At 35.8% G+C, this 23,727-nt stretch carries 17 protein-coding genes; all 17 read left to right on the forward strand.

Going from position 1 to position 23,727, the window contains the following annotated elements; translation table 11 throughout:
• Nucleotide 1: 1 nt before the first annotated feature.
• Genes E7274_RS05025 through E7274_RS05105 form a run of 17 tightly spaced genes read left to right on the forward strand, consistent with a single transcriptional unit; the run spans nucleotide 2 to nucleotide 23,691 of the window.
• Nucleotides 2–1,522: a hypothetical protein gene (locus tag E7274_RS05025; RefSeq protein ID WP_304174232.1), complete on the forward strand. Its 1,521-nt coding sequence runs from the start codon at nucleotides 2–4 to the stop codon at nucleotides 1,520–1,522.
• Nucleotides 1,522–3,324, forward strand: coding sequence for a hypothetical protein (locus E7274_RS05030; RefSeq protein ID WP_304174234.1), 1,803 nt, complete (start codon nucleotides 1,522–1,524; stop codon nucleotides 3,322–3,324). The genes E7274_RS05025 and E7274_RS05030 overlap by 1 nt, the downstream gene beginning before the upstream one ends.
• A gap of 2 nt (nucleotides 3,325–3,326) precedes the next feature.
• A complete protein-coding gene (locus E7274_RS05035) occupies nucleotides 3,327–4,238 on the forward strand; it encodes a CIS tube protein (protein WP_304174236.1) in 912 nt (303 codons plus the stop codon).
• A 23-nt stretch (nucleotides 4,239–4,261) separates the two neighbouring features.
• A complete protein-coding gene (locus E7274_RS05040; RefSeq protein ID WP_304174238.1) occupies nucleotides 4,262–5,095 on the forward strand; it encodes a CIS tube protein in 834 nt (277 codons plus the stop codon).
• A gap of 13 nt (nucleotides 5,096–5,108) precedes the next feature.
• Complete coding sequence (locus tag E7274_RS05045; protein WP_304174240.1) at nucleotides 5,109–6,242, forward strand: phage late control D family protein; 1,134 nt, start codon at nucleotides 5,109–5,111, stop codon at nucleotides 6,240–6,242.
• 59 nt (nucleotides 6,243–6,301) lie between these two features.
• Nucleotides 6,302–7,114: a phage baseplate assembly protein V gene (locus E7274_RS05050; protein WP_304174242.1), complete on the forward strand. Its 813-nt coding sequence runs from the start codon at nucleotides 6,302–6,304 to the stop codon at nucleotides 7,112–7,114.
• A 19-nt stretch (nucleotides 7,115–7,133) separates the two neighbouring features.
• Complete coding sequence (locus E7274_RS05055; RefSeq protein ID WP_304174244.1) at nucleotides 7,134–7,559, forward strand: GPW/gp25 family protein; 426 nt, start codon at nucleotides 7,134–7,136, stop codon at nucleotides 7,557–7,559.
• A gap of 3 nt (nucleotides 7,560–7,562) precedes the next feature.
• The gene (locus E7274_RS05060; protein WP_304174246.1) at nucleotides 7,563–10,559 is read left to right on the forward strand and encodes a hypothetical protein; all 2,997 of its coding nucleotides are present in this window, start codon (nucleotides 7,563–7,565) and stop codon (nucleotides 10,557–10,559) included.
• A 24-nt stretch (nucleotides 10,560–10,583) separates the two neighbouring features.
• On the forward strand, nucleotides 10,584–12,671 hold the full coding sequence (locus E7274_RS05065; protein ID WP_304174248.1) for a baseplate J/gp47 family protein: 2,088 nt from the start codon (nucleotides 10,584–10,586) through the stop codon (nucleotides 12,669–12,671).
• Between the two features lie 2 nt (nucleotides 12,672–12,673).
• Nucleotides 12,674–13,747: a phage tail protein gene (locus E7274_RS05070; RefSeq protein ID WP_304174250.1), complete on the forward strand. Its 1,074-nt coding sequence runs from the start codon at nucleotides 12,674–12,676 to the stop codon at nucleotides 13,745–13,747.
• A gap of 13 nt (nucleotides 13,748–13,760) precedes the next feature.
• Nucleotides 13,761–14,057: a hypothetical protein gene (locus E7274_RS05075; protein ID WP_304174253.1), complete on the forward strand. Its 297-nt coding sequence runs from the start codon at nucleotides 13,761–13,763 to the stop codon at nucleotides 14,055–14,057.
• 24 nt (nucleotides 14,058–14,081) lie between these two features.
• Complete coding sequence (locus E7274_RS05080; RefSeq protein WP_304174255.1) at nucleotides 14,082–16,538, forward strand: hypothetical protein; 2,457 nt, start codon at nucleotides 14,082–14,084, stop codon at nucleotides 16,536–16,538.
• Nucleotides 16,539–16,547: 9 nt separating this feature from the next.
• On the forward strand, nucleotides 16,548–17,066 hold the full coding sequence (locus tag E7274_RS05085) for a hypothetical protein (protein ID WP_304174257.1): 519 nt from the start codon (nucleotides 16,548–16,550) through the stop codon (nucleotides 17,064–17,066).
• A gap of 26 nt (nucleotides 17,067–17,092) precedes the next feature.
• Nucleotides 17,093–19,105, forward strand: coding sequence for an ATP-binding protein (locus E7274_RS05090; RefSeq protein WP_304174259.1), 2,013 nt, complete (start codon nucleotides 17,093–17,095; stop codon nucleotides 19,103–19,105).
• A gap of 38 nt (nucleotides 19,106–19,143) precedes the next feature.
• The gene (locus E7274_RS05095) at nucleotides 19,144–20,409 is read left to right on the forward strand and encodes a GNAT family N-acetyltransferase (RefSeq protein WP_304174261.1); all 1,266 of its coding nucleotides are present in this window, start codon (nucleotides 19,144–19,146) and stop codon (nucleotides 20,407–20,409) included.
• A complete protein-coding gene (locus E7274_RS05100; protein ID WP_304174263.1) occupies nucleotides 20,402–22,981 on the forward strand; it encodes a hypothetical protein in 2,580 nt (859 codons plus the stop codon). The genes E7274_RS05095 and E7274_RS05100 overlap by 8 nt, the downstream gene beginning before the upstream one ends.
• 44 nt (nucleotides 22,982–23,025) lie before the next feature.
• Nucleotides 23,026–23,691 (forward strand): hypothetical protein, encoded by a 666-nt coding sequence (locus E7274_RS05105; protein WP_304174265.1) that lies wholly within the window; start codon nucleotides 23,026–23,028, stop codon nucleotides 23,689–23,691.
• The last annotated feature ends 36 nt before the right edge of the window (nucleotides 23,692–23,727 follow it).

Raw genomic sequence — 23,727 nt, forward strand, 5'->3', positions numbered from 1 at the left:
TATGAGTATTTTTTCAGATAACACAGGCTTTAGTCCTGTACCAGGTTTTAACTTTTTACTAAGAGTTGAAATGGCATTTGATGTTCCTGTAAAAAGTGTAAGAGCTTTTACAAAGAATTTTGAATATGAGTATATCCAGGAAGGTGGATTAAATGACTACGTACATATGAGACGCAAACCTATTTCACAGCCATTTACCCTTGAAATAGAAAGATATGCCGCCACTGATTTGTACTATGATCCTTTGCAAAATGGCACTGAATTAATGCTGCCATTACTTTTGATGGTTTCCCCATATCAGGGAAATTTTGCAGGTTATTCAAGACGTGTTTTTGTTTTTACCGGTTGTACTGTAACGGGAAAAGAATATGGCTCTTTAGATGCTGAAAGATCAGCACTGCTTACAGAGATAATAAAGATAGCTTATAGGCAGGTTGCAGTCATTGATATTCCAGAGTCTATGGCTGCCGAAAAATTGGATTATGTCAATGAGATAAAAGAAAAAAAGTTTTCGACAGAAAAATATGGCAGGCAGGTGAAGGATGAAGTATATAAGACTGAAATAAAGACAGGTAATAATCCAAATGCAGCTTTATATAGCATTAAAGATGAGGCTGATCCTACAAAGGGAAACAAAGATCCTTTGAGAGCCCATGCAACATTTAATTATAATGAAGGAGAAATCGGCAAGAAGGGTGAGAATAAAAATGACGAAAGGTTTATTGACACTGAAAACGGCAAGTCATTTAAAAATGCTAGCAATAAACCATTAAGAGCACATAAGTATTTTAATTATATTGATGGGGAAACAAAAGCCGGAAATACCAATGAAGCTATTATTATAGAAGAAAACGTTGCTTCAAAAACTTCAAAAAAGCTTGAAGGAAATACTGCACCAATAAGGGCTCTTAAACATAAAACTGGAGAAATAGGCTCGAAACCTGAAGTAGTTAAATACAACATTAAAAGTGAAAAAGATGCTAAAAAGGGAAATACAGATCCTTTGAGAGCCAATACAAACTATGTTACAGGAGAAAGTGGCAAGAAACCAAAAGAAGTTAAATACAACATTAAAAGTGAAAAAGATCCAACAAAGGGAAATACAGATCCTTTGAGAGCCAATACAAACTATGTTACGGGAGAAATTGGTAAGAAAGGTGAAAATAAAAACGACGAAAGGTTTATTGATACTGAAAACGGTCAAAAGTTTACAGGCAAAAAAGATCCAGTACGAGCTCATAGCACATATAACTATATAGAAAAAGAGGTAGGTGCTGCTCCAGATGCTAATAAGCGTTCTTACCCATCTACTCAAAGCTATTATGGAAAAGAGACAGCTGAAAAATATAAGAGTTCAGCGAAAAATAATGCAAGGTCATGGCCAAAGACAGAAAGCTACTACGGCAAAGATGTAATGGAAAATATTACCAAGAAAGCAAAGCAAAATGTAAGAAAATGGCCACCAACAGAGAGTGCATTTGGAATTAACCAAATGAAGAATAACAGTAAAGGTAAAAAATAATGCTTAAATTAAAATCTGCTGATTCATTGAGAAAACTGAAGCCTTTAACACCTTTCTATAGTGGTTTTTCAGAAAGGATTCGTACTAATTATAGCACTATGAATGTGCGAATGGAAAAGGAAGAACTTGTCCATTTAGTATCGGAACCGCCAGAAGTCTACCTTGAAGACTTCGGTATGACAACCGTTACTAATAATACAAATATCCATTCAAACAAGAATACAAAGGTGGAAATGTTAAATGAAATGATTAATCGCCTCTATTACAGCGATAGTCATCATTTTACATACCAGGATAAGGTTTATGTTGAAAATGTATTAAGAAAGCTTGGTGTGGAAAACACCAGCAATTTTATAAAGCAGGTAAAAGAAATAAAAGAGCAGATGGATGAAACCATCAATTATATAAAAATTAATGAAAACAATCCTATAGCTTTTCAGAAAATGATGGAGCGCATTGTAACAGAAAATAAGCGTATTCCTAAAAAGAGAAAAAACAGCAAAAAAGAAGTATTGGAAAGCCGAAAGGAAAAGGAATTATATGAAAAGGTTTTTGACAGGCTTCAGAGCAAGGAAATCTATAAGGAAGTAACAGAATTACTTCGTGCCAATCCAGATATGCCAGCTATAATCAGGCAGGCAGAATTTCATTTGGCAGAGCAGAAAAATGAATCGAGGGAGTTGACGCTTAATTCAATATTCCATACTTTTGAGGGCGACACCAGAAATTACTTGGTACACAGATGGGAGCAATTAAATGATGGAGATGAAGTGACTCAGGTTACAGAAAATGGAGACATCCTTTCATCAGTAAATGCTTCAATCATTATGAATCTCATTGAAAATGTAATGAGCTTAAGAGCTGGGGATAAATACATTAGAGATGAGCAGTGGTATCAGCTAAAAAATGCATATAATCAATCTGCTGAAAATACTTTAAACAGATTTTTTACCGATAGGACTTTAAGCACATTCCATATTATAGAAAGCAACGACTATAGCAAACAAATACAGGAAAACATTACAAAGGAAACTGATGAGCTGGTATACAAGACAGAAAATATTGAAAACTTACAGAAGGAAGCTCTAAATGAAATCAATATTAAAAACCAGCAAAAGCTAGAACAAATCAGACAGCTAGAACAGCAGATAGTAATAAAAAATCAGGTGACTAATCCAGTTCCTGACAGAAAAAATACATATTACACAAGTCAGATTTTACTGGAGCATCCAGAGCTTTCTGGAGAGATAATAGCAAACATGCCTGATAACAATCTACAGACTACGGTTTACGACCAGATTAAAGAGGTAATAGTTAACCAGGTTGCAGATCCATTTACAAGAGAATTGTTAGTTCATTTGGCAGAAAACGGTAGGCCAGGAGATATATCAGAGCTAGAAAATATATCCCGTCAGCAGGAAGTTGTGAGAAATGTTACCGAACAAAAAAGGCAAGTCGAACAGGTCGCTAGGAATATAGAAACTGAGCAAAGAACCTTGACTTTGGTTCACAAGTCAGAGGAACAGACAATATCTGAAGACGTTTTAGATGAAATTAGGCAACAAAGAAGCTATATCGATAGTAGGCTTGTGGAAGTGACACAGAATGTTAATACAACAGAAACAACTCATACGGAAGTAATAAATCAAACGAACAATGAAGATGTGGTTAGAAACATTCAAAACAATGTAATAGAAATGGTAAATGAAAACATAAGAGGACAAGTTGATTCCATTTCAAATCAGGTTTTCAGAAGGCTAGAGAAAAAGCTAGATACTGAAAGAAAGCGTAGAGGGTATTAATTATGGGAAGCAGTCTTGGTGCATTTTCGGATTTGTCAGCAAATATATTAAATTCCTCAGTGGGTAACATAGAGCATGCGTATTTGGTAGTGTTTGATACAGGACGTTCTAAACCAATAGCAACTGAAGAAGCAGAAAAGCTTGATTCTAAAAAGTCTATGTTTGAACTACCGGACCTTATTGATACTGCGGCTATAGCAGAAAAATTGGCTGTTACAGTTGCCTACGCTAATACTTTAAAATCAATGCTTAGCGCAATTTTTCCACAAAAAGCAATTGATGAAGCTAATAAAGCAGGAAACGAAGTGGCAGTAAAAAGATTAAAGGTGCAGTTTAATCCAAACCACATTAGAGTTGATGCTTCAGGTAGCAAGATGGGCTTGAAACCAGATGTAACGGCCAAAAAGAAAGACGAAGGGACAAATGATAGCTATGGATATCAGACGTTTCCACCACGTATTACTGTGACTATACCAATTATTATAGACGAGGAGGAAAACACAGAAGCATTTGCTTCTGATTCGGTGAATCTTTTCAATGCAACAAATGTTACTCAGTCATTAAAAAATTTTTTTTCAGGTTCAAAGTGTAGAGTACAGGAAGAGACCGAAGCTATTCTTTCACTTCTTAGAAACAATTCTACAAGAACTGTGGGATTTTATTGGGGCTCAAAAATGTCTTATGTTGGTGCGCTGATTTCAGCTGATGCAAACTACACAATGTTTCATCGTGATGGAAGTCCATGTAGAGCTGTGATAAATTTACAAATTCTTACTGTTGAAAAAAATCTTAATGCTGGTTTTGCGAATCAGTGGGTTGATAAATACAATAATTTTAAAGAAGCAGATAAAAATAGTCTGGCAAAATGGGGAGAGGGTGCTAATTTAGGTAACATACTTAACCTTCCATTCTAATTTTAGAAATAAAGAGGTATTGCATGGGTTTTTTTGGTGGTTTTAATAGAGCGCAAATAGGATTTCCGCTAAAGAAGGGAATTTTTATAGATGGTGTTAAAGCAACAAATGCTGCTACTGATGCTGTATTTACAGCAAAAAAGTTGGCGGATGCGACACAGTACTATTTGCAAAGAAAAGTGATTGGTTTAACAAATGGTGTTAATACATCGGGACTTCAAGATGAACTGATAATGGATACTGCCAGTAATTTTTATTGGCTAGAGGTAGAGTTCAATCCTAGTACCTTAAGATATACTGCTAGAAATGGTTCTCAACAACAACAGTCGGTTACAGGTGATATGGCTGGACATATAGCACAATATAATGTAGATGCTGAGACTAAACTACATTTTGAAATGTATGTTGACTCTGCCATTTGCCTTAGTGCTTCCACAGGTGCAACACTTTCAACCGCAATTTCTGCAGGAATGAACATCTTTAAGGGGAGAGATTACTACAATATTGCACCAATAGTGGATGGCCTTTGTTCACTGTGTCATGATTTTGAAACTCAATATGTAATATTCGCGTGGGGGAAAATGGCATTCTACGGTATTTTAGAAGAAGTGAACGCAGATTACGTTATGTTTGATACTGATGGAAAGCCTATTCGAGCAAAGGTAAGTGTGGGCATTCGTCAATCAGGAAAGACTACAAAGGATGAGGGCGAAGAGAGTTTTCTTTCTAAATCTCAACAGTATTGGGATGATGTCTATAAGAATTATTTTGGAAAGGGAAATCAAGAAATACAGATTGGTACTAACGCTTATTATGAGTCAATTAAAGATTATAATAACTTGTTAAATTTAAAATAAATGGGGAATATAAATGGATACACTTAAATATGGCGATTTATATAAGGATTATGAGGGGTTTACATATCCCAAAGCCATAATTCAGATTGATGGTAAGGACATTGCAGCAAATCCAATTGTTGTAAATAACATTGATGTGGAAATTACTGCAGGGTTTGAAGCTTCCATAGCTACCTTTGATGTCTACAATGTATTTGATAGAATTCAGGCTAGATTTGAGTACGAAAGTATGTCAAAAGCAATAGTAATAGGAGCTGCCTTAAAAATATATTTAGGTTATTCATCAAAGGTAAAAGAGGTTTTTACAGGTGTTATCACTAAAGTAACATTTGCCTATGAGGCAGGTGGTGCACCACATATCACTGTTACGGGTATGGATATCAAGGGGCTTATGATGGCGGGTAGCTATTCAAAGCAACTAAAAGCCAGATCCTATTCGGCAGCGGTTAAGGAGATACTTGAAAAAACTGCCTATAGCAAAATGCAGTCAGCAGGAATAATCGAGAAGCTCTATATAAGCGATACCCCAGACACTCCACCACCAGGTACACCAAATAGCAATCCTGATATCGAAATGGTGGCTGAGTCAGACTATGAATTCGTGGTAAAGGCGGCAAAAAAGTTCAATTTTGAATTCTTTTGTGTAGGAGGAAATGTTTATTTCAGACCTGCAAAATGTGACAGTTCAGTTGAAATTAATTTGAATCCAAATAAAGGACTTTATAACTGCGAAGTCGAATATGACATAACAGGACTTTCCGAAACGATTGAGGCTAGGGGAATGGATGATGGTTCAGGAAAAGTGATTTCTGCCAAGGAAAAACTTAATAACAAAATTTCACTAGGTAGTAAAGCAACAAGCTTTATCAAGGGAAGCGAAAAGATTTATATCGATCCAACCATAAAGTCTGATACAGATGCTACTAATAGAGTAAAAACAATTAAAGAAGCAGTTTCATACAGATATGGAACCTTTAAAGGAACGACAATAGGTATTCCAGATTTTATTCCGGGGGCATTTATAAAGCTGGAAGATATGGGTGCTCCGGTTACTAATAAATTCTATATATATAGTATTCATCACAGACTAAATGAAATAGATGGATATTTAACAGATATTGTAGGGCAGGCAGCAAAGATTCCATAGATTTTTGCTGATGTATTCATTGTTAGGTTAGCACAAAGTCAAAAGCATAGGAGAAGCATATGGGACTATATGATGTTATTGATGACATTGCAAACAAACAGATACTTAAAACTGAAACAGGTGACAATCGCATTTGGGGCGTTGTGCTTGGTGTGGTTGTTAAAAATTATGACAAGGACCATCCTGGAAAAATATGCGTAAGTATACCTATGCGAGACAAGGAGGCTAATGAACTTAAGTGGGCAAAGGTGGTACAGATGTCATCAGGAAAGAAATGGGGAACTTATTTTCTTCCTGAAGTAGGTGACCAGGTAATGTTGGTTTTTGACCATGGAATAATAGATAAGCCTTATGTAATAGGTTGCGTGCCGAAGGATAATGACAATTTTTACACAAATGCTATGGATAAGGATAATAAATACAAAAGAATTACAACTAAAAATGGAAGTACGCTGGAATTCTTTGATAATGAAAAAGGGGATGGTGAAAAGGATGCCATAACTTTAAAGACTGCCACGGGTGCTTTTGAATTTCATATGGACAATGAAAAGAAAGAAGTATATTTATCTGACAAGGATAAAGAAAATCAGATTGTCATGAAAACCGAAAATGGAAAAATGACAATAAAGGCAGCGAAAAACCTTACTGTTGAGGTTGGAGATAATATTTCATTGATAATGAACGGAGATACTGGAAAGGTTACTCTTAAAACCAAGAAACTGTTAGTGGAGGCTTCCGAGGGCTCCGATTTAAAATCAGATAGGAATGTAAGCATCAGCGGAGCTAAAGTTAAAGTGACGGGTAATTCCAGTGCAGAGGTAAGTAGCTCAGGCTCCACAAAATTATCTGGAAATATTGTTTCACTTGGATAGAAGAATGTGAGGTTAGCATATGGATATGTTTTCGAATTTAGGTCAGTCTATGAAATTTCCTCCGCAAGTGGATCCTGCTACTGGCAGGTTTGTTGTTTCATCAGGAAGGGATAGCGTGAAGGAATCACTTTACTTGATTCTTATGACATCTGTAGGGGAAAGGCTGATGAATCCCTCTTTTGGTACAAGAATAATGAATTATGCATTTATGGATACATCTCTTACAATGCTTAATATTTTTACCTCTGAACTAAAAAATACAATATTGGAGCAGGAAACCAGAATATCTGATGTAGATATAAATGTAGATGCTAATTCAAAGGAAGGGGCTCTAATAATTAATATTAATTATTATTTGGTGGACAGCAACTTTATGGATAATTTTGTATTCCCGTTCTATTTAAATACTGAAACTGTAGAGGATGCGACAGAGGAGTTTTTATAACATATGGCAAATGATTCTTTTTCAATCAATCTTGATAACAGAACAGAAGATGATATAAAAAAGCGCATTGAAGAGCTTGCGCGGTCTTATGTGCCTCAGTGGCATTTTGACACTGAAAATCCAGACATAGGTTCAACGATAGCTCTTTTATTTGCTGAGCAGACAATGCGTAATGTAAGGCATTTTAATCATATATTGCCTAAATATCATGCGCAGCTTGTGAATTTACTTGGAATATCATTGATGCCAGCTCAACCTTCAGGAACTGTGGTTTTTTTGGATTTAATTGCTGACACAATGGAGGGCACTTTTGTGCCAACTCACACTAAGCTACTTTCTACAGAAAACGGAGATAGAATTGTTTTTGAAACAGTTGCACCATTGTACGTAACAAGTTCAAAATTTACAGGTGGATTTTTAACTCGTAGAAGCGACGGAAGGGTTTACAATTTTACTGAAGACAATGCTGAAGAGTTTGACTTTAAACCATTCCCATTATTTGATTTTACAAATATGACGGCAAAAGGAGAGGATAGTGTTGTTATCTCACATCCTTTCATTTTTGATGTGGAAAACGAAGATATTAAAATAGATTTAATTGGAAATGAATCTCTGCTTTCAAAGATTCGAGATGGCAAGTTTACATTTATGTTTGAAGGAATAGATGGTTATGCGCCAGTAGCTGATTATCAGGTTACATCGACAGGTGTAATTTTGCAGAAAGATTTTAGCTGCATTGGGGCACCAGCTTTAACTATTGATGAAGAATCGGAAGCCGAAAATCAAACAACATTACAAGAACCAACAAAGCTAAAAATACTTTCAAATGAGCCTATCATTGAAACAATCAGTGTAGACAAAATTGATATTTCATCAACTGGTTCACCTAGAAAAATGGATTTCGTTGGAAATGAAGAGGAATCCTTTAAAGTAGAAAATTTTGCACCATTTTCAGATAAGCTTGATTTATATAAAGAGTGCTACATAAATCTTGAAAACTATTTCATAAAACAGGAATCTCTTATTACATTGGAATTTGATTTAGTATTTGCTACAAATGCTGTAAAAATCAGCCAGAAGGAGTTGGATGATAGTTTAAAAATTATTAAGAGAAAACCTAAAAATCAAAATGATGAGGTGGGACCAGATGTATATCCAGATGAAGTGACCATGTGTTATTACAATGGAAATTCTTGGAGACGTTTGGATATAGATGATTATGATATTAGAATGTTCGCAAATGGAAATGACGGACATATAAAGCTTAATTTCATTTGTCCATCGGATTGGCAATCTGTGGATGTAGCTGGAAGACAGGGCCACTACATCAGAATTCAGTTAATTCAATCCTATAATTGCTACATGGTGCCATCTAATCATCACTACCCAGTCTTTAAGAATCTCAAGTGTTCTTATGATTACAATGGCAAAACCTATAAACCTAAAGAGGTTACACTAATTAGTGGAACAGGAATAAGAGATGTTAGCAATGAAGTGAGCATAGATGAAAGCGTAGATTTGTTTCACCCTAGTCAGTATAACGAGGATGCTTTATATCTATGTTTAGATAAAAAACCAATGAATGGTCCGATAGGAATGTTTGTGGGACTATCGGCAAGTACTTCACTTCCATTCCAACCATTTGCTTTGGAATATTTAGCTAGAGATGGATTCAAGCAAATACAGGTGGAGGATGACACACATAATCTATCTCAAAATGGAGTAATCAGGTTTTTACCGCCGGAGGATATAGTAAAAAGAAAAATGGAAGGAATTGAAGGCTATTGGATTAGAATTGTAAGCTCTAAAGAAAGCAATTCTGAAACGGTTCCTCCTATTATTGAACAGCTTAAGATAAACGCGGTTGAAGTCTTGAATGTAGATTCCCAGGATGAACAGGTATTTTACCTGGATGAGATAACACCTAATATGTCCTTCCCTCTCGAGGGAAACAATATTCTGGATATTGATTTGTGGGTAAATGAGAGAAATGTCCTAACAAAGGAGCAAATGGAAGCTCTTTTAAAAAACAGTCCTGAGAGAGTGAAAGCAGATGTGGATATTCTTGGAGCAATTCAGAATTTCTACGTGAAATGGGATGAAGTGGATTCATTAGAGTTTTCCACAAAGGAGGACAGACATTATATTTTAAATAGGGTCACAAACCGAGTTTTCTTTGGTGATGGTTTGTATACCAAGATACCAACATATATGGATGGCCCGGCCTTTGCAGTATTTGTTAGAAGCTGCGATGGGGAGAAGGGAAATGTAAGCGAAGGAGCAATTGACCAGTCAGTTGAGTATTTGGAGTTTATTGGAGATATTTCAAATCCGCTACCTGCATCGGGAGGAAACAATATCGAAAGCTTCCAGAACGCTTTGAAGCATGGGGCAAATCTTCTTAGCAACAGCGGCAGGCTTGTGTCACCGGCAGACTACATAAGAGATATATCTGCCATGTCCAACAATATTGAGCATGTTGCGGTAGTCAGTGGTGTGGATCAGTTTTTAAGAAAGAGTGAGAATCGCTTAAATATAATTGTACTTATGAAAGACTTTGAAAAGAACTCACTTACATTTCAAAGACTGGCTCCAACAATAAAAAGATATGTTGTAGAAAACAGCGAGCTTACAATTGCTGAGGATGATGTCCATGTAATGGAGCCGCTGAAAGTGAAAATATCTGTGGATGCTTGGATAAGACGAGATATGACAGAGGATAGTTTTACTGTTATAGAAAAAATGAAGGGAGTACTTAGGGAGTATCTAAATCCAATTTCGTCAGACAGTCATATGGGCTGGGATATAGGGGTTATACCAAGAAGAAAGCAGATATTTATGAAGCTTAATTCTGTTAGTGGAGCTAATAGAGTGGAACGAATGGAAGTAGTTGCAGAGTACACAGATGCTGATGGAACTCATTTTGTTACACTGGAGGAACTACCTAATAATATGTTCTTTGTGGTTGTTAGTGGGGAACATAGAATACATACATTTTAGTAAACGTGGGCGAGAGGTATTGGGATGATTTTTACACAGGAAGATAAACTGGATAGTTATGAAGATGTCATGGAACGAGCAAAAATGCAGATTCCTTTATATTGTAAAGAATGGACTAATTTTCATCCTTCAGATCCAGGAATTACGATTCTGGAGAACCTTTTTGCTTTCCAATTAAATCAGCAGAGACAGATTGCATCAGTACCACCTGAAGTGGAAGAAAAGCTCCTTAACATGATGAACTTTAGGCGATTCAACAACAAGTGCGCTAGAGTTCTGCTTCAGACAATTAATGCCGACGAACCATTTCTAATCCCTGTTAATCAGCGTTTCACTTTGGGAGACCTTTCCTATGAGTGTAATCGTCAGGTAGCCATCGGTGGAAACAAATTGACAGGGGTTTATAGCGTATCAAATACAGGTGAGATAGAAGATTTATCACTACTTCTCTATGAAGATATGATTGTTGAACGCTTTCCTTTTGGCAAGGATGCAAAGGAAGGAATGGGAATATATCTTTGTATGGAAAATCCAATCCAGCAAGGGGATGAGGTTATCTTCTATCTTAGACATGCCCATAATGAATGGCGCAATCCAGCAAAGGATAGAAAATTTGTTAATACTTTTGGGGAAATAAAATGGGAAGCTTATACAGATAAAGGCTTTGTTCCAATTACGGTTCATGATTATACAGGTGGAATGGTAGCTAGCGGAGAGCTTAGAATAAAGCAAAATGCTGGCGAAATGAAGGAATATAGCTTTGATAATGGTGCGAGTGGTTATGTGATTAGAGGAATCTTGGAAGAATCTAATTATGACGTGGTCCCAGTGCTAAATGGTATATATGGTTTTCTGTTTGAGGTATGGCAGAAAAGCACGGAAAGTACTTGCCTAACATTTGCTAAAGGTAAAGAAATACCACTATATTTGGATTTGTTGGAAGAGGGCTATCTTAGAGTTTATTGTAAAGAAAAAGATGGCAAATATTACCAGTACAATGCAGGTGAAGTAAAAAGAGGAACTCGATTTTTCGATGTTGAGCACGTGGGGTATGGAAGATTTATATTTAGATTTCCCGTCTCTGTTGCAGCAGGAAATGATTCCATTAAAATCGTGGTCTACAGCGAGAAAATGATGCGCAATTATCGTATAGGCGAATTGTATGGTTTCGATGATCAGGAATTTGATATTATAGTTGAAAATATAGTAAAGGAATCGTTCTCTCTTTTGGTAGAAACAGAGGAGCCAGATCACAGCTTATCATATAGTTTTGTGAAGCCTGATAGAACAGGGGACGGAGCGTTAAATTATAGTCTGGATGAAAATAGTGGACATATTGTTGTTCACGATGCAGGCAATTATATCAATTCTAATATATATGTTTGTGGTTGCGCCATTACACAGGGAGAAAAAGGAAATATCCTGCCGGGTAAGATATTTACTCCCGAAGGCTATGACAGCGATATCGTATTTACGAATCCTGCCCCAGGAGAAGGTGGTAGAGCAGGAGAAACAATCAAGGAACTTTGTAATCGCTTCTTAGGAGATTTAAGGCAACCATATACACTTGTAAGAGAAAGCGATTACGAGAAGCTTGTAAAACAAATTCCAGAGCTTTGCATTAAAAAGGTTCATGCTTACAAGGATGATAATAGTAATGATATATATGTAAGTCTGATGCCATATTCTGACAAGAAGAACCAAGGTATTTCAAAGCTGTATTCAACAGTTATCACTGAATATTTACAGGAAAGACGAATGCTTACAACTAAGGTTTCCTTAGTACAGCCTGTGTATGTTCCAGTGGATGTGCATGGTACCATCTATGTAAAAAAGAACTACAAAAATTGCGCTGGAGAAATAAAGGAATTTCTAAACAAGACATTGGATTATGTGGAAGGACCACAAAACTTTGGTGATATTCTTTCATTCCACGATTTGTTCCACGAACTGGAGCAATTGGATTGTGTTGATTTTGTTTATGATTTTAGTATCACTCCAAGAGATAGAACACACGCCAAGTTAAATGGAATGGATATTGTTCCAAACAAAAATGCAATACTTATACCAGGCGAATTGTTTGTTGATATAGAAACTAATATTGAGGAATAGATATGGCATATTTAAGAAACTACGCATTTAAAAAGAGCCGTCTCGAAAAGGCAGCCCGCTATGGAGTTACCTTGGATGGTGAGACAATCAAACTAAATAATGATTCCTATGAGCATGGAATCTTTTTTGACGCTCTTGACAGTGGTGATACCGAAACACCTTGGGGACGTTTGTCTATGGAGATAGAAAAAAGTGAAGAAGTGCTTTTTAGAGTTCATGTGTTTGCCACAGACAGTAAATATATTAATGAGACTGCTACATGGAGTGAATTCTTTTTAGATGAAAATGTTTCGTTGGAGGAAAAGGCTAAGACATTTATCAATATGGAAGATAAAATGTATCTTGCTACAAATGATGCCATCCTTTTTGACGTAGTTGGTAGATATTGTTTTATATATCTGGAGTTACTTGGAACTGATGAGTGCAGTATATCAAATATGCGAATGTTTCTACCGGGTGATAACTTTTTCCAAACGTTGCCAGAGGTATATCTGCAGAACAATGATTTCTTGAAAAATTATTTATCTATTTTTTCAAGTATTTACAATGACTTTCAGGAACAGCTTGAAGCTGCACCAAAACTTTTAGATATTGATACAACACCGGTGGAGCTCTTGCCTGTTTTTGCTAGCTGGATGGGTGTAAATGTTGAAGGAAGTTTTTTGAGCGATAGTCAGTTAAGAGACTTGGTGAAAAATCTGTATTACCTTAATAGAATGAAGGGCACCAGGGCTGCTCTTGAAAAAATATGCGAGATTGTCCTTGGTGAAAAGCCGATTATTGTTGAACAGGCCATGATGGATAATCAGGATGTTGAAAAAAATGTATATGGTAATTCACCATTTGACATTGTCATGTTCGTTGAAAATTTTGTATCAGAAGACAAGCGTATGCAGATTATGTATTTACTGAAGCAATTTATTCCAGTCCGGGCAAATTTAAACATCGTTTATCTTGAGAAGAAGTCTGATATGGATGGTTACACGTATCTTGATATGAATGCTTGGATGTATGATGAAAAGACTGCGAACTTAGATGATAAAGACAGGTTGGATGGACATATTATCATCCATTAGTAGGAGTATTGCTATGTATGAAAGCGCTAATTGGGAAGCATACCTTAAACAAGTCATTGATGATGCAAAAGCTAATGCTGAAAAAAATAAATCAGGTGAGTGGAAACGTGATGATGGAGAACAGGTGAATGAGCTTTATATGACAAGACCTAATCTTGTTTCTATTAATGCTGAAAATACTGATGTTTTTCATGCAATGGCGGAGGCATATGCAATAAATAACAAGCAAAGTGTTTTTGATAGACAGGCATTATTCCATACAGATAGTACAGAGGTGAGGGAAAAATCTGTGGACACAACAGATATGTGAATATTGGGGTAGGGTGGTTAATAAATGGCGAAAAATACACTTGAAATCCAAAAAGAACACAAAAAAATAAATAAAGAAATGGCTAAGGCGGCAAATGCATATATGCGTATGAGAACACTGCGCAAGGATGATGTGGATGGAGCATATACAACTGGTGCGGACATCGATAGATTTATGCATGCTCTCGTTGAAATATATGCTGATACCATAAGATCTTATTTGGAAATGCCATCTAGCAAGAGGGATGAGTCCATAGAAACTAGCTTGCTGGTAGATGCATTTTATCATTATAAAGATGAGAAAATTGAAGAGGATGATAGTGTTAAATCAATTGTAAAAGAAAAAGTTGAGATGGTTGGCGGACAATTTGAACCTGAAAATGTAGACGACAAAGACGAGGAAAATAACGATCAGGGGCTTACTAGTGCTCAGAAAAATGGACTTAGAGAAATAGCAAAATGGATGTATAGAAATTCTTTCAGGCAAGGCAGAATTGATTGGATAAAGAATATTGGACTTTCTGTAGCGCAATGGGCTAAACATGGAAATTTTCAGTCAGATTACAGCTATACATCTTATGATAAACACTACAATGTTGATCAGATCATGAGCAAAAGCGAGCGTGAGAAGCTGCTAATTTACTATTTGGTAGAAAATAGGAAAACTAATGGAACAACTGTACAACCTGAGGACGTAAATGCTTCCCAGTCTTATGTGCCTAATCTTGAAAATTTTAAAGACCGTATGATAGCCACTAGGTGGAAGTTCTGGAAACGTGTTCAGGGTAATGAGATATATTGGGAAAAACTTGGAACTGCTGCTCAACTAGCAGAGCAAAATGCTTTTTATTTGACAGCTTTAAAAGGCAGCGAGGTGGTTGATGAAAATATCATAAAAAATGATGCCGAAGAAAAAGTTAACGATGAACTTAAAGAAGAAGTCAAGGAAGAAGCTGAAGGAGAAGCTAAAGGACAAGCCCAAACAGCAGCTAAAAAAGAATTCAAAGAAAGTGATAGAGAAGAAGCTAAAAAGAAGCTAATAGATATAGGAAGAAAAGGAAGTGAGCGAAAAATACTAATTGAAGAGTTTGATGACATGCTTAAGGAGTATCAAGCTCTTATTACAAAAAGGGATGATTTAGTTAAGGACACAGAAGAATATAATGAGAATGAAAATACTATAAAGAATAAAGAACAATTACTGCAAGATAAGTTAAATAAGATTGTGGCCATAAATAAAGAACTGCCTAATAAAGATGAACTTATTGAAATAATCTACAAATGTGCTGATAGTACTTCAGAAGATAAGAAATCATCAATAACTGGATATATTGCTATGGGATCGGGCAGCCTTTTAGGAAATGGTTTGGCTGCATTACCTTCGGCCCATAATTTTATAAGTATTGGCACCATACCTGCTGAAAACCTTAACATAGCTGGTGGCGCATTTGGAACACTAGGAGCAGTTTCCAAACTCGTTTCTGCGTATTATTCGTTGAGAAGTCTGCTTAATACAAAAGATGTACAGACTTTCGCAGAAAATACAGCTCAAGGATTAAAGGTTGCAAGGACTACAGCTGAAGGTCTCTATATGGGCGCTGCAGGACTTTCTAAAATCATTCAACATGTTGAAAAAGCTGGAATGACTTTGAATAACACGACAGAAAAACTTAGTTCGTATATTACAGGTACTACTGTTGTTGCAGGAATAGGAATGGTTACTGAAGGCATATCATTTATTGAAGCTTACAATCGCTATGATGATACAAGTATTGCTGCAGGATACTTGAAAGACGTAGAAGCAGCAAAGAAGAAAAGAAGGGAGCTTTCAGGTAGAAAAAAGCTATCAGAGAATGACCGACGCGAGGATGTACTTGATAAAATGCTTTCTGCGAACAACAGGCGAAAGCGAAAAACTGCTATGTTTGATATGGTAGGCAGCGGTATAGCTTTTGCAGGAAATACGGTTACAGTTATGGGACCGTTATCTCCTGTAGGTATGATATTATCCCTAGTAGGTACAGGTGTTAAAGTAATAGGAACCTTGTGGAATATGTGGGATAGCCATAAGGGAAAGAAGGAAACGGTATATAATTTCTTTGGTGTTTATGATGCTTATAATCAATTGATAAGTGTGGCTCCTGAGAAGCAGAAGCAAACGTTTATAAATGAAAAGAAGGCTGTATTGAAAGAGCTTAGACACATGATTCTAGCAAAACTGAACCTGTTTTCTTTAGACCAAGGTTATTTCTACGCTGTGCGAAAAATGGCAGAATTGTTGTATTACAAAACATTTTTCAAAAATGACCGTTCTACACTTTTAACAAGGGACGATTTGAAATCGGCTAATTATCAATATGTGAAAAGTGAGTATGTTCCACGCCTGAAGGCGTTGGGATTCAAACCACAATTTCCTGGAAGAGCTGAAGCTAATGGGTTCCCACAAATTACAGTCAATATGATAATGGTAAAATTACAATAGGAGATAATGATGGAAGAAAAAACTAAAAGAGAAAGACAATTATTGAAACTTTTGTTAGCTGATATGGAAGAAGCACATATGGAGCCGGAATACTTTGAAAATGCTGTGCCTCAATCCAACACGGATATGATTCGGACCTTTCATCCATATTATGGCGAGGTTGAAGAAGGGATTATTGGCGAGTACTATTTTATGCCATCAGGCGCTAGCAAGGATATGTATTATTTCACTGCCGTTATGACATTAGCAAACGATATAGACCCTAAATATATCCCGGTTGTAACAGAGGCAATTTCAAAGCTTAATTTTTATATGCCTGTAGGAAGTTTTGTATTGAATAAAACAGGCGATATTCTGGCTTTTAAAGTATCAGAAATTCTGAGTAATGACATTGATATAGAAAGTTCCGTTAAACTTATGAATTTGGCGTCATCTCATGCTATACAGCTTCCAGAACGATATGTTCAAGTTCTACTTCAGCTTGCAGATGGTAGTTTATCTTTGGAACAATTTCTTATGCTTTTTTAGGCTAGATAGAAAAAGGGGAGTTTTTCATGAATAAGTCTAATCTCATATACAATGATGATAATGAATATTTAAATGATTTGTTTATATATCTTGATTTATATCTAGAAGAGATACTTAACGAAAGAGAACATGCTGGGGATGAATGTAAATCTCAATCGTACTATAGCGTGATTCTTGATCGTATAGAGATGAATAATGAGATAGAGATTTTACCTAGGTTGGAAAGTATTATAAAAGATGCATCGGAGGATACTGCCAAAGATTTTTTGAGAAAATTTTTGGGTATTTTGGTAAAAAGAAAACTCAACATATCATATAAAGCTAAGTGTAATGAGGTTTTTGGAAAGGAAGATCCTACATTATCGGATTATATGGAACTTTTATGGTCAAAAGACAATGATTGTTCATATGAGACTAGCAAATTTGCTAATTATCTTTCCATAAAAGACTTATTGGAACTTATTCTTCCTGAATACTATGACAGTGTTGATTTGTTGAATGCACCTATAGAAGCTGATATGAGATTGGTGGATTATTTAATTGGGAGCGATGCTTATGTACCACCATTCACTGACAGAGTGTTAACCCAGGAAGAACCCTCCCTGCTTTTTATGGAGGACATCATATCACAAGAACAGGACTTTATGGATGGGGCTAATAAAAGAGCCATGCTTTGGGGGCAAAGTGGTGGTGGTAAAAAGGTAAGTCTTTTAGCAGCAGCATCCTCAAAAAATAAATCAATTGTCTATTTTTTTATCCCAAAGGAAAATCAAAATCATAGTTTATATAAAGCAATATGCTATGCCGAAAGAGAAGCGTTTTTCTACAATAGCGTTCTAGCAATCTGTGGAATGGAGAATGTATCTGATGAGTCAGATTTTATTTTATCCTTTAAAGAAACATGCGAGTGGATTATTCCAAATATATTTTTTTTGATGGATACAGAAGAAGAGCCAGAAAAAAGTGTATTTCCACGTATTGAAGTAGGTAAATATGACGAGGGGAACAGGCAAAAACTGTGGGAAAAATTTTTGAATGAAGATTTTTCTGATTGTGAAGTTGAAGAGGCTTTAGATTTAAGTGTTTTGGCAAGTACCTTTGTTATTACTCCAGGAAAGATGGAAAAGGCTTTGGATGAGGCCTGTGGCACAAATAGGATTATCACTAAAAAAGGTTTATACCAAGCCTGCTACAGTCAAATAGGTCATTCATTATCTGATAAAGCAAGCCGTATAGTTTCAACTATGACCATAGATGACATAAAGCTAGGAGATACAAATATGGAATACCTAAAGGATATTCGTGATAGTATCCTTTGCCGTTATAAGGTTCATTATGAATGGAACTTCAAGAAGAAGCTTCCATATGGAGAGGGAATATCTATTGTATTTTCTGGACCTCCCGGAACAGGAAAAACTATGGCTGCAGGGGTTCTAGCAAACGAGCTTGGAATGGAGATATATCGAATAGATTTATCTCAGCTTATGGATAAATATGTAGGCGAAACTGAAAAAAATATCAAATCTATTTTTGCCAGCGCAAGTAAGATGTCCTGCATTTTATTTTTTGATGAGGCCGATGCTATTTTTAACAAAAGAATGGATGCGCAGGGCGCAAACGAGCGTTTTGCAAATATAGAATCAGCCTTGTTGCTGCAGTGCATAGAGGAATATAAAGGTATTTCAATACTTTGTACAAATGATATGGGACGTATTGACAGCGCTTTTATGCGACGTTTTAAATACCATATGATTTTTAAAAATCCGGACGAAGCCATAAGACTTGAAATATGGAAGGGAGTATTTCCAGAAGAAGCACCGTTGAGAAAAGACATTGATTTTGGATTACTGGCTAACATTTTTGATATTTCAGGTGCGTTGATAAAAAACATTGCTGTTTCCAGTGCATACTTAGCAGCACGAGATAAAAAGGAAATAGGCATGAGTCATATCATGAAGGCAGCGCTAAGAGAACTTGAAAAGAATAAGATGATAATTAGCCCTGAGGCTAGTAATTGTATTCGCACTTTTTTGGAATAGTCTAACGACATGAGACAGAAGAGGGTATAGGTGATTGCATGAGTAAAAACAATGTAATTGATGTAGAAAAATTATTAAATTTTGATTTTGAATCAGACGAAATGCAACAGCTTGATGAAAAAATTGATGCTGAATATGATTTTAATGAAGTTCTGAAAAGTGATGATATAGAGCTTAAGGAACTGGAAGAAGAAAAACATTTTATTGAAATTGTTAGAGATGTTTATAAAAAAGGAGTACATAAGCCTGAAGCATTAGAAGACGTATACACTAATGCAATGGATACTTGCTATCGATTGGGAAGAAGGGTTAACCCCTTTAGTACATTAGGAAAGGCGCGTATAAGCGCTGGAATTAACCTTCGCAAGGAATTTGAAAAATTAGAGGGACCTTTAGTTTCTTCTATCACAAAGGATAATGGAAAAGCATTTGTCAATTTGGTGCCAGCTAATCTTTTAGAAGATATTTCTTTTGAAAGAATGCAAGGAATTGCATTAGTAAGACGTGTTGGTAGTGAATTATTTGGTGCAGGTGCTGCTGTGTTTTATTGGGATGAAGCTCCTCTCGATAGAGCACCTATACTAAGAATAGAACATTTTTTTGTAAGAAAAGAATTTCGTGAAAAGGGAATAGGCAATGCTATGATGGCTGAGCTAATGCACATAGCATATATGAATAATGCAGTTGCTGTGTCTGTGGGGTATTGGAATGATATGAATGAAATCATTGGAGATTTCCTTACAGAATGGCGTTTTCAATTTACGTTAGGCTATCTTCCTGAATTTCGTTGTTTACTTGGGGATATGAAAAAACTAAAAGTATTAGAAAAGAAAAATAACAAGTCAAAGCCTTTATCTGAATTGGATGAAAGGACTCTTAAACATACTTTAAGACAAATTAATGATCCTAACGCTAAAGAACTAATTATGCTTAAAAAAAATTATTTTGAAAATAATATTAGTTGCTATATAGAAGGAAAGAATGGGATAGAAGGGTTGTTATTATTCCACAAGAATCCTGATAAATCTATTAGAGGAGAACTACTGTGGAGTGTTAGCAAGAATAGTGCAAAAAACTTATTATCGATGATAGCATTTGCTTATTTAGCAGGTGAAAAACTTTATAAAGATAATGTTTTGGTTCAGGCTTTCATCAGAAGCTATGAGGCTGAGGACTTGTTTGATCATATGTTTAACAATCTTAAGGTTCGATTTGGAATAGAAGCAATGCTTTCAGCCCCAAGTGATGATGAAGATGTTACAGAGGAATTGTGGGAAAGAGTTAAGGAGAAGGGCAATGAGTGATGAATTTTATGAAGTAAAAAATATTGAAGACAATTGGACTCTTATAGAAACGAATAAGTCTGAACAAAAGGAAGCTAATGAAAAATTAAATAAGGATATTTCACTGAACACTGAGCAGAAAAATAAATCTACTTCTGCCTCATTAAATATTGAAATGCCTAAAATTATAAAAGCGGAGGAAGTTAATCAACAGAATTTAAGGCCTTATGATTTAGAAGCAGGTGAAAATTATATCGAATTTTCAAAGGAAGGGGCTATGTTTCAAGAAGGGGATAGCGCCAAAATGAGAAAGATTCGAAATGCAATTAAGGCTTATTATGCTGATGGAAGCAATAAAGAAGAGGCACTAAAAAATATTATAAAGGCATGTGATAGTTATACACGATTCAAGTTTACTTTGTTAAAAAAGGGGCGTGGACTGGAAAGACTTGAACAGGTAAAGGAATTACGTGAAGAAGCTAATCTAAAATTGGAACGCTTGAATGAAAAGCAGGAACAGGAAAAATACATTTATACCGAACGCCGCGCTATGGTTGAGACTTATGGATATTCTATACCTAAAATGGCGAGTTCAAAAATTTTGGGCGCTATGAGATTTGTTATAGAAAATCCGATTAGATTGATATTAAAAGGGCTGGTTTTGCCAGTTTGGGCAATTAATGAAGGTGTACGAGGTATACAAAAATTGTCGGGGAAACAAATGAATCGACATATTTCGTTTCCAGGTTTACATTCATTCAAACATTATCAACATGAGCTGTATAGACTTTTTAATGGACACCTTAATTCGTACGAAGAAGCCAATGGTTTTTTAACTAATTATAAGGGCAAGTATATATACGATCAGGATATTTTGGATAGAATGCAAGCGGATATGGATATGATTGGCGAAGATGGAGCTGACTATGATTACAAAGTGGATGGCGCTACCCAAGAAGGAGCATCTAAGTATAAGCCTACATATGACGAAGAAGATGAAGAAGATGAAGAAGTTCAAAGTGATGAAACAAAATCAAAAGAAAAAATAGAGGAAAACTCAGAGGAGAACTTAGAGGAAGATATAGAAATCATACAAAAAGAGGAGATAGTAGAAGAACAGCAGAAAGCGGAGGAAGAAGAACAGAAAGTTCAAGAAGAACAGAAAGTTCAAGAAGAAGTGCAGAAAGTACAGGAAGAACAGAAAGTTCAGCAAAAGGTACAGGAAGAAGAACAGAAAGTTCAGGAGGAACAGATTGATCAGCAGAAGTCCGCTGAAAATAAAAAGGCTGATAATACAAGAGTTATTGAAAATCCATACAAAACTGTAATAGAAGAAGAAAGACAACTGTTTTCAAAACCTTTGGAGGAGGTGTTTAAAGGCGCGGAAGATGTGGAAGTTTTATTTAATTCACTAGTAACATATTCTTTAGCTGATTCAAGCGAGATTAATATCATTACAGAAAGAGCAAAAGATGTTAAGAAACTCACAAGTAGTGAACTTATGAAATACAGAGAAATGATTATTAATTATTGGGGAGAGGAATATGGATGGGTTCTGCCACATCTTTCTTCACCTGCGGCAGAAGAAAATTGGAATAAAGAAAGACGAATACCTGAAATAAGAGAAAATCTTCCTAGTGAGACGATTCGTAATCTTGTTTTAGGATTGGAGGAGGCCGCTAATAGATTAAACGTACATATGCGCCGTGAAAATTTTACAGATAAATATAGCTATGACCTGAAATCAAATGCTAAGAGTACTAAATCTAAGGAACCTTTTAAAGGATACAAATATGAAGCTCAGGATAGAAGTTATGATTGTTGGTCAGTTGCTGGTGCTGCACTTATTAACTACAACGGCGGTAATGTTACGCAAAAGAACCTTCGCCGATATGTACCTAAATTTAGAGACCAGAAAGAAGATGAAACTGAAGAACAGTATGCAAACTATAAATATGAGGTAGAACAGTTTACTACAAAAAATAAAAGTGAGGATGGTAATCTAAGTAATCAGGGAAATATTTTTTCGCTGGCAGATTATTTTAAGCAAACCCTCGGAGATGATATTGCATTAAAACATGTCTCATTGAATCTAGCGAAATGTGCTAAAGATGATGCAGTAAATGCTGATAATAATGGACTTCATAACACAACTATGGTATTCAAATCAAAAATTAGAGAAGCATTAGCAAAAAAACAGCCAATGGCAATTCTTACAGGAGATCATTACAGGGTAATCGTAGCGGCAGATGCGAACAAAATTACTCTGGCAAATTCTCTTAATGGTGGTTCAATGCAAGTAAGTTCATATGATGAAATAATACAAAAAAATTTAAATGGAGTAATTGAGCTCACTTGGGTAGAAAGACCAACAAAAGAAGAATACAGTGGTATTTTAAAGAATTATAAAAATCTCGGTTTAGATAAAGATGGAAATATATCAAAAACAGCTAAGGATATACCGGATGATGCAGATAAAGCTGCTATTCACGATGGGGTAGTTGCTTTGATTGATCACGAACAAGCGGGATTAGATGATGTAAAGGCATATTATAATGAAGAAGTTTATCTACCTAATAAAAAATGGGGATGAAAGTATCTTATAGTTTAGAAGTATAATGCGAGGAGAAGATTAATATGGCAAAGAAAAACGAAACAACTAATCAAATAGGTATGTTAAGCAAAGAATTAAAGAAAATGATGAGGGAATTGTTTGGGGAAGTCCTTGAAAATGATGGAGTGCTTCGTTCACGAGTAAATCATCTGGGGGTTACTGATGCAGCAGCAATTGTTGATGTGATGCTTGAAGGTGGCCTTAGAGAGGAAGCGCCATATGGAGTGTTACATTTTCATACAACTTTCGCTGAAAATGTTCCGGAAGAATCGTTGGCGGATTTGCTTATCGCTTTAAACGGATTAAATCATGTGGTAAGTGCTGGTGCATTTCCGGGTTTTGGAACCTTTGCATATTATGACCCTCTTGAGCAGATATATTTGTCATACCGTATGCCAGTCAATTTAAATCAAATCGAAGCAGAATATGACAATATTCGATACTACTTGGGATGTTTGTATGAGCAGATGGATTTATTTATGGACTTTTTAATGTTTACTATTGTTAATCCTGGAGCAATGACAATCGGAGATTACATGGAGTATCTTGATGAAATGTCAGATATAAACAATCTGGAGGAGAGACTTAAGATATTCGAAGATGAATTTGAGAACATGGTCAAAAAAGCAGGGCTTAACTTAGACGACATTGAGGAGAATGACGAGGATTCCGATGATAAAAATGAATAATATTTTCATTTAACCCGGCATGTACAGGTAGAGGTG

This window comes from Pseudobutyrivibrio ruminis (assembly GCF_015057245.1).
Classification (GTDB): domain Bacteria; phylum Bacillota; class Clostridia; order Lachnospirales; family Lachnospiraceae; genus Pseudobutyrivibrio; species Pseudobutyrivibrio ruminis_E.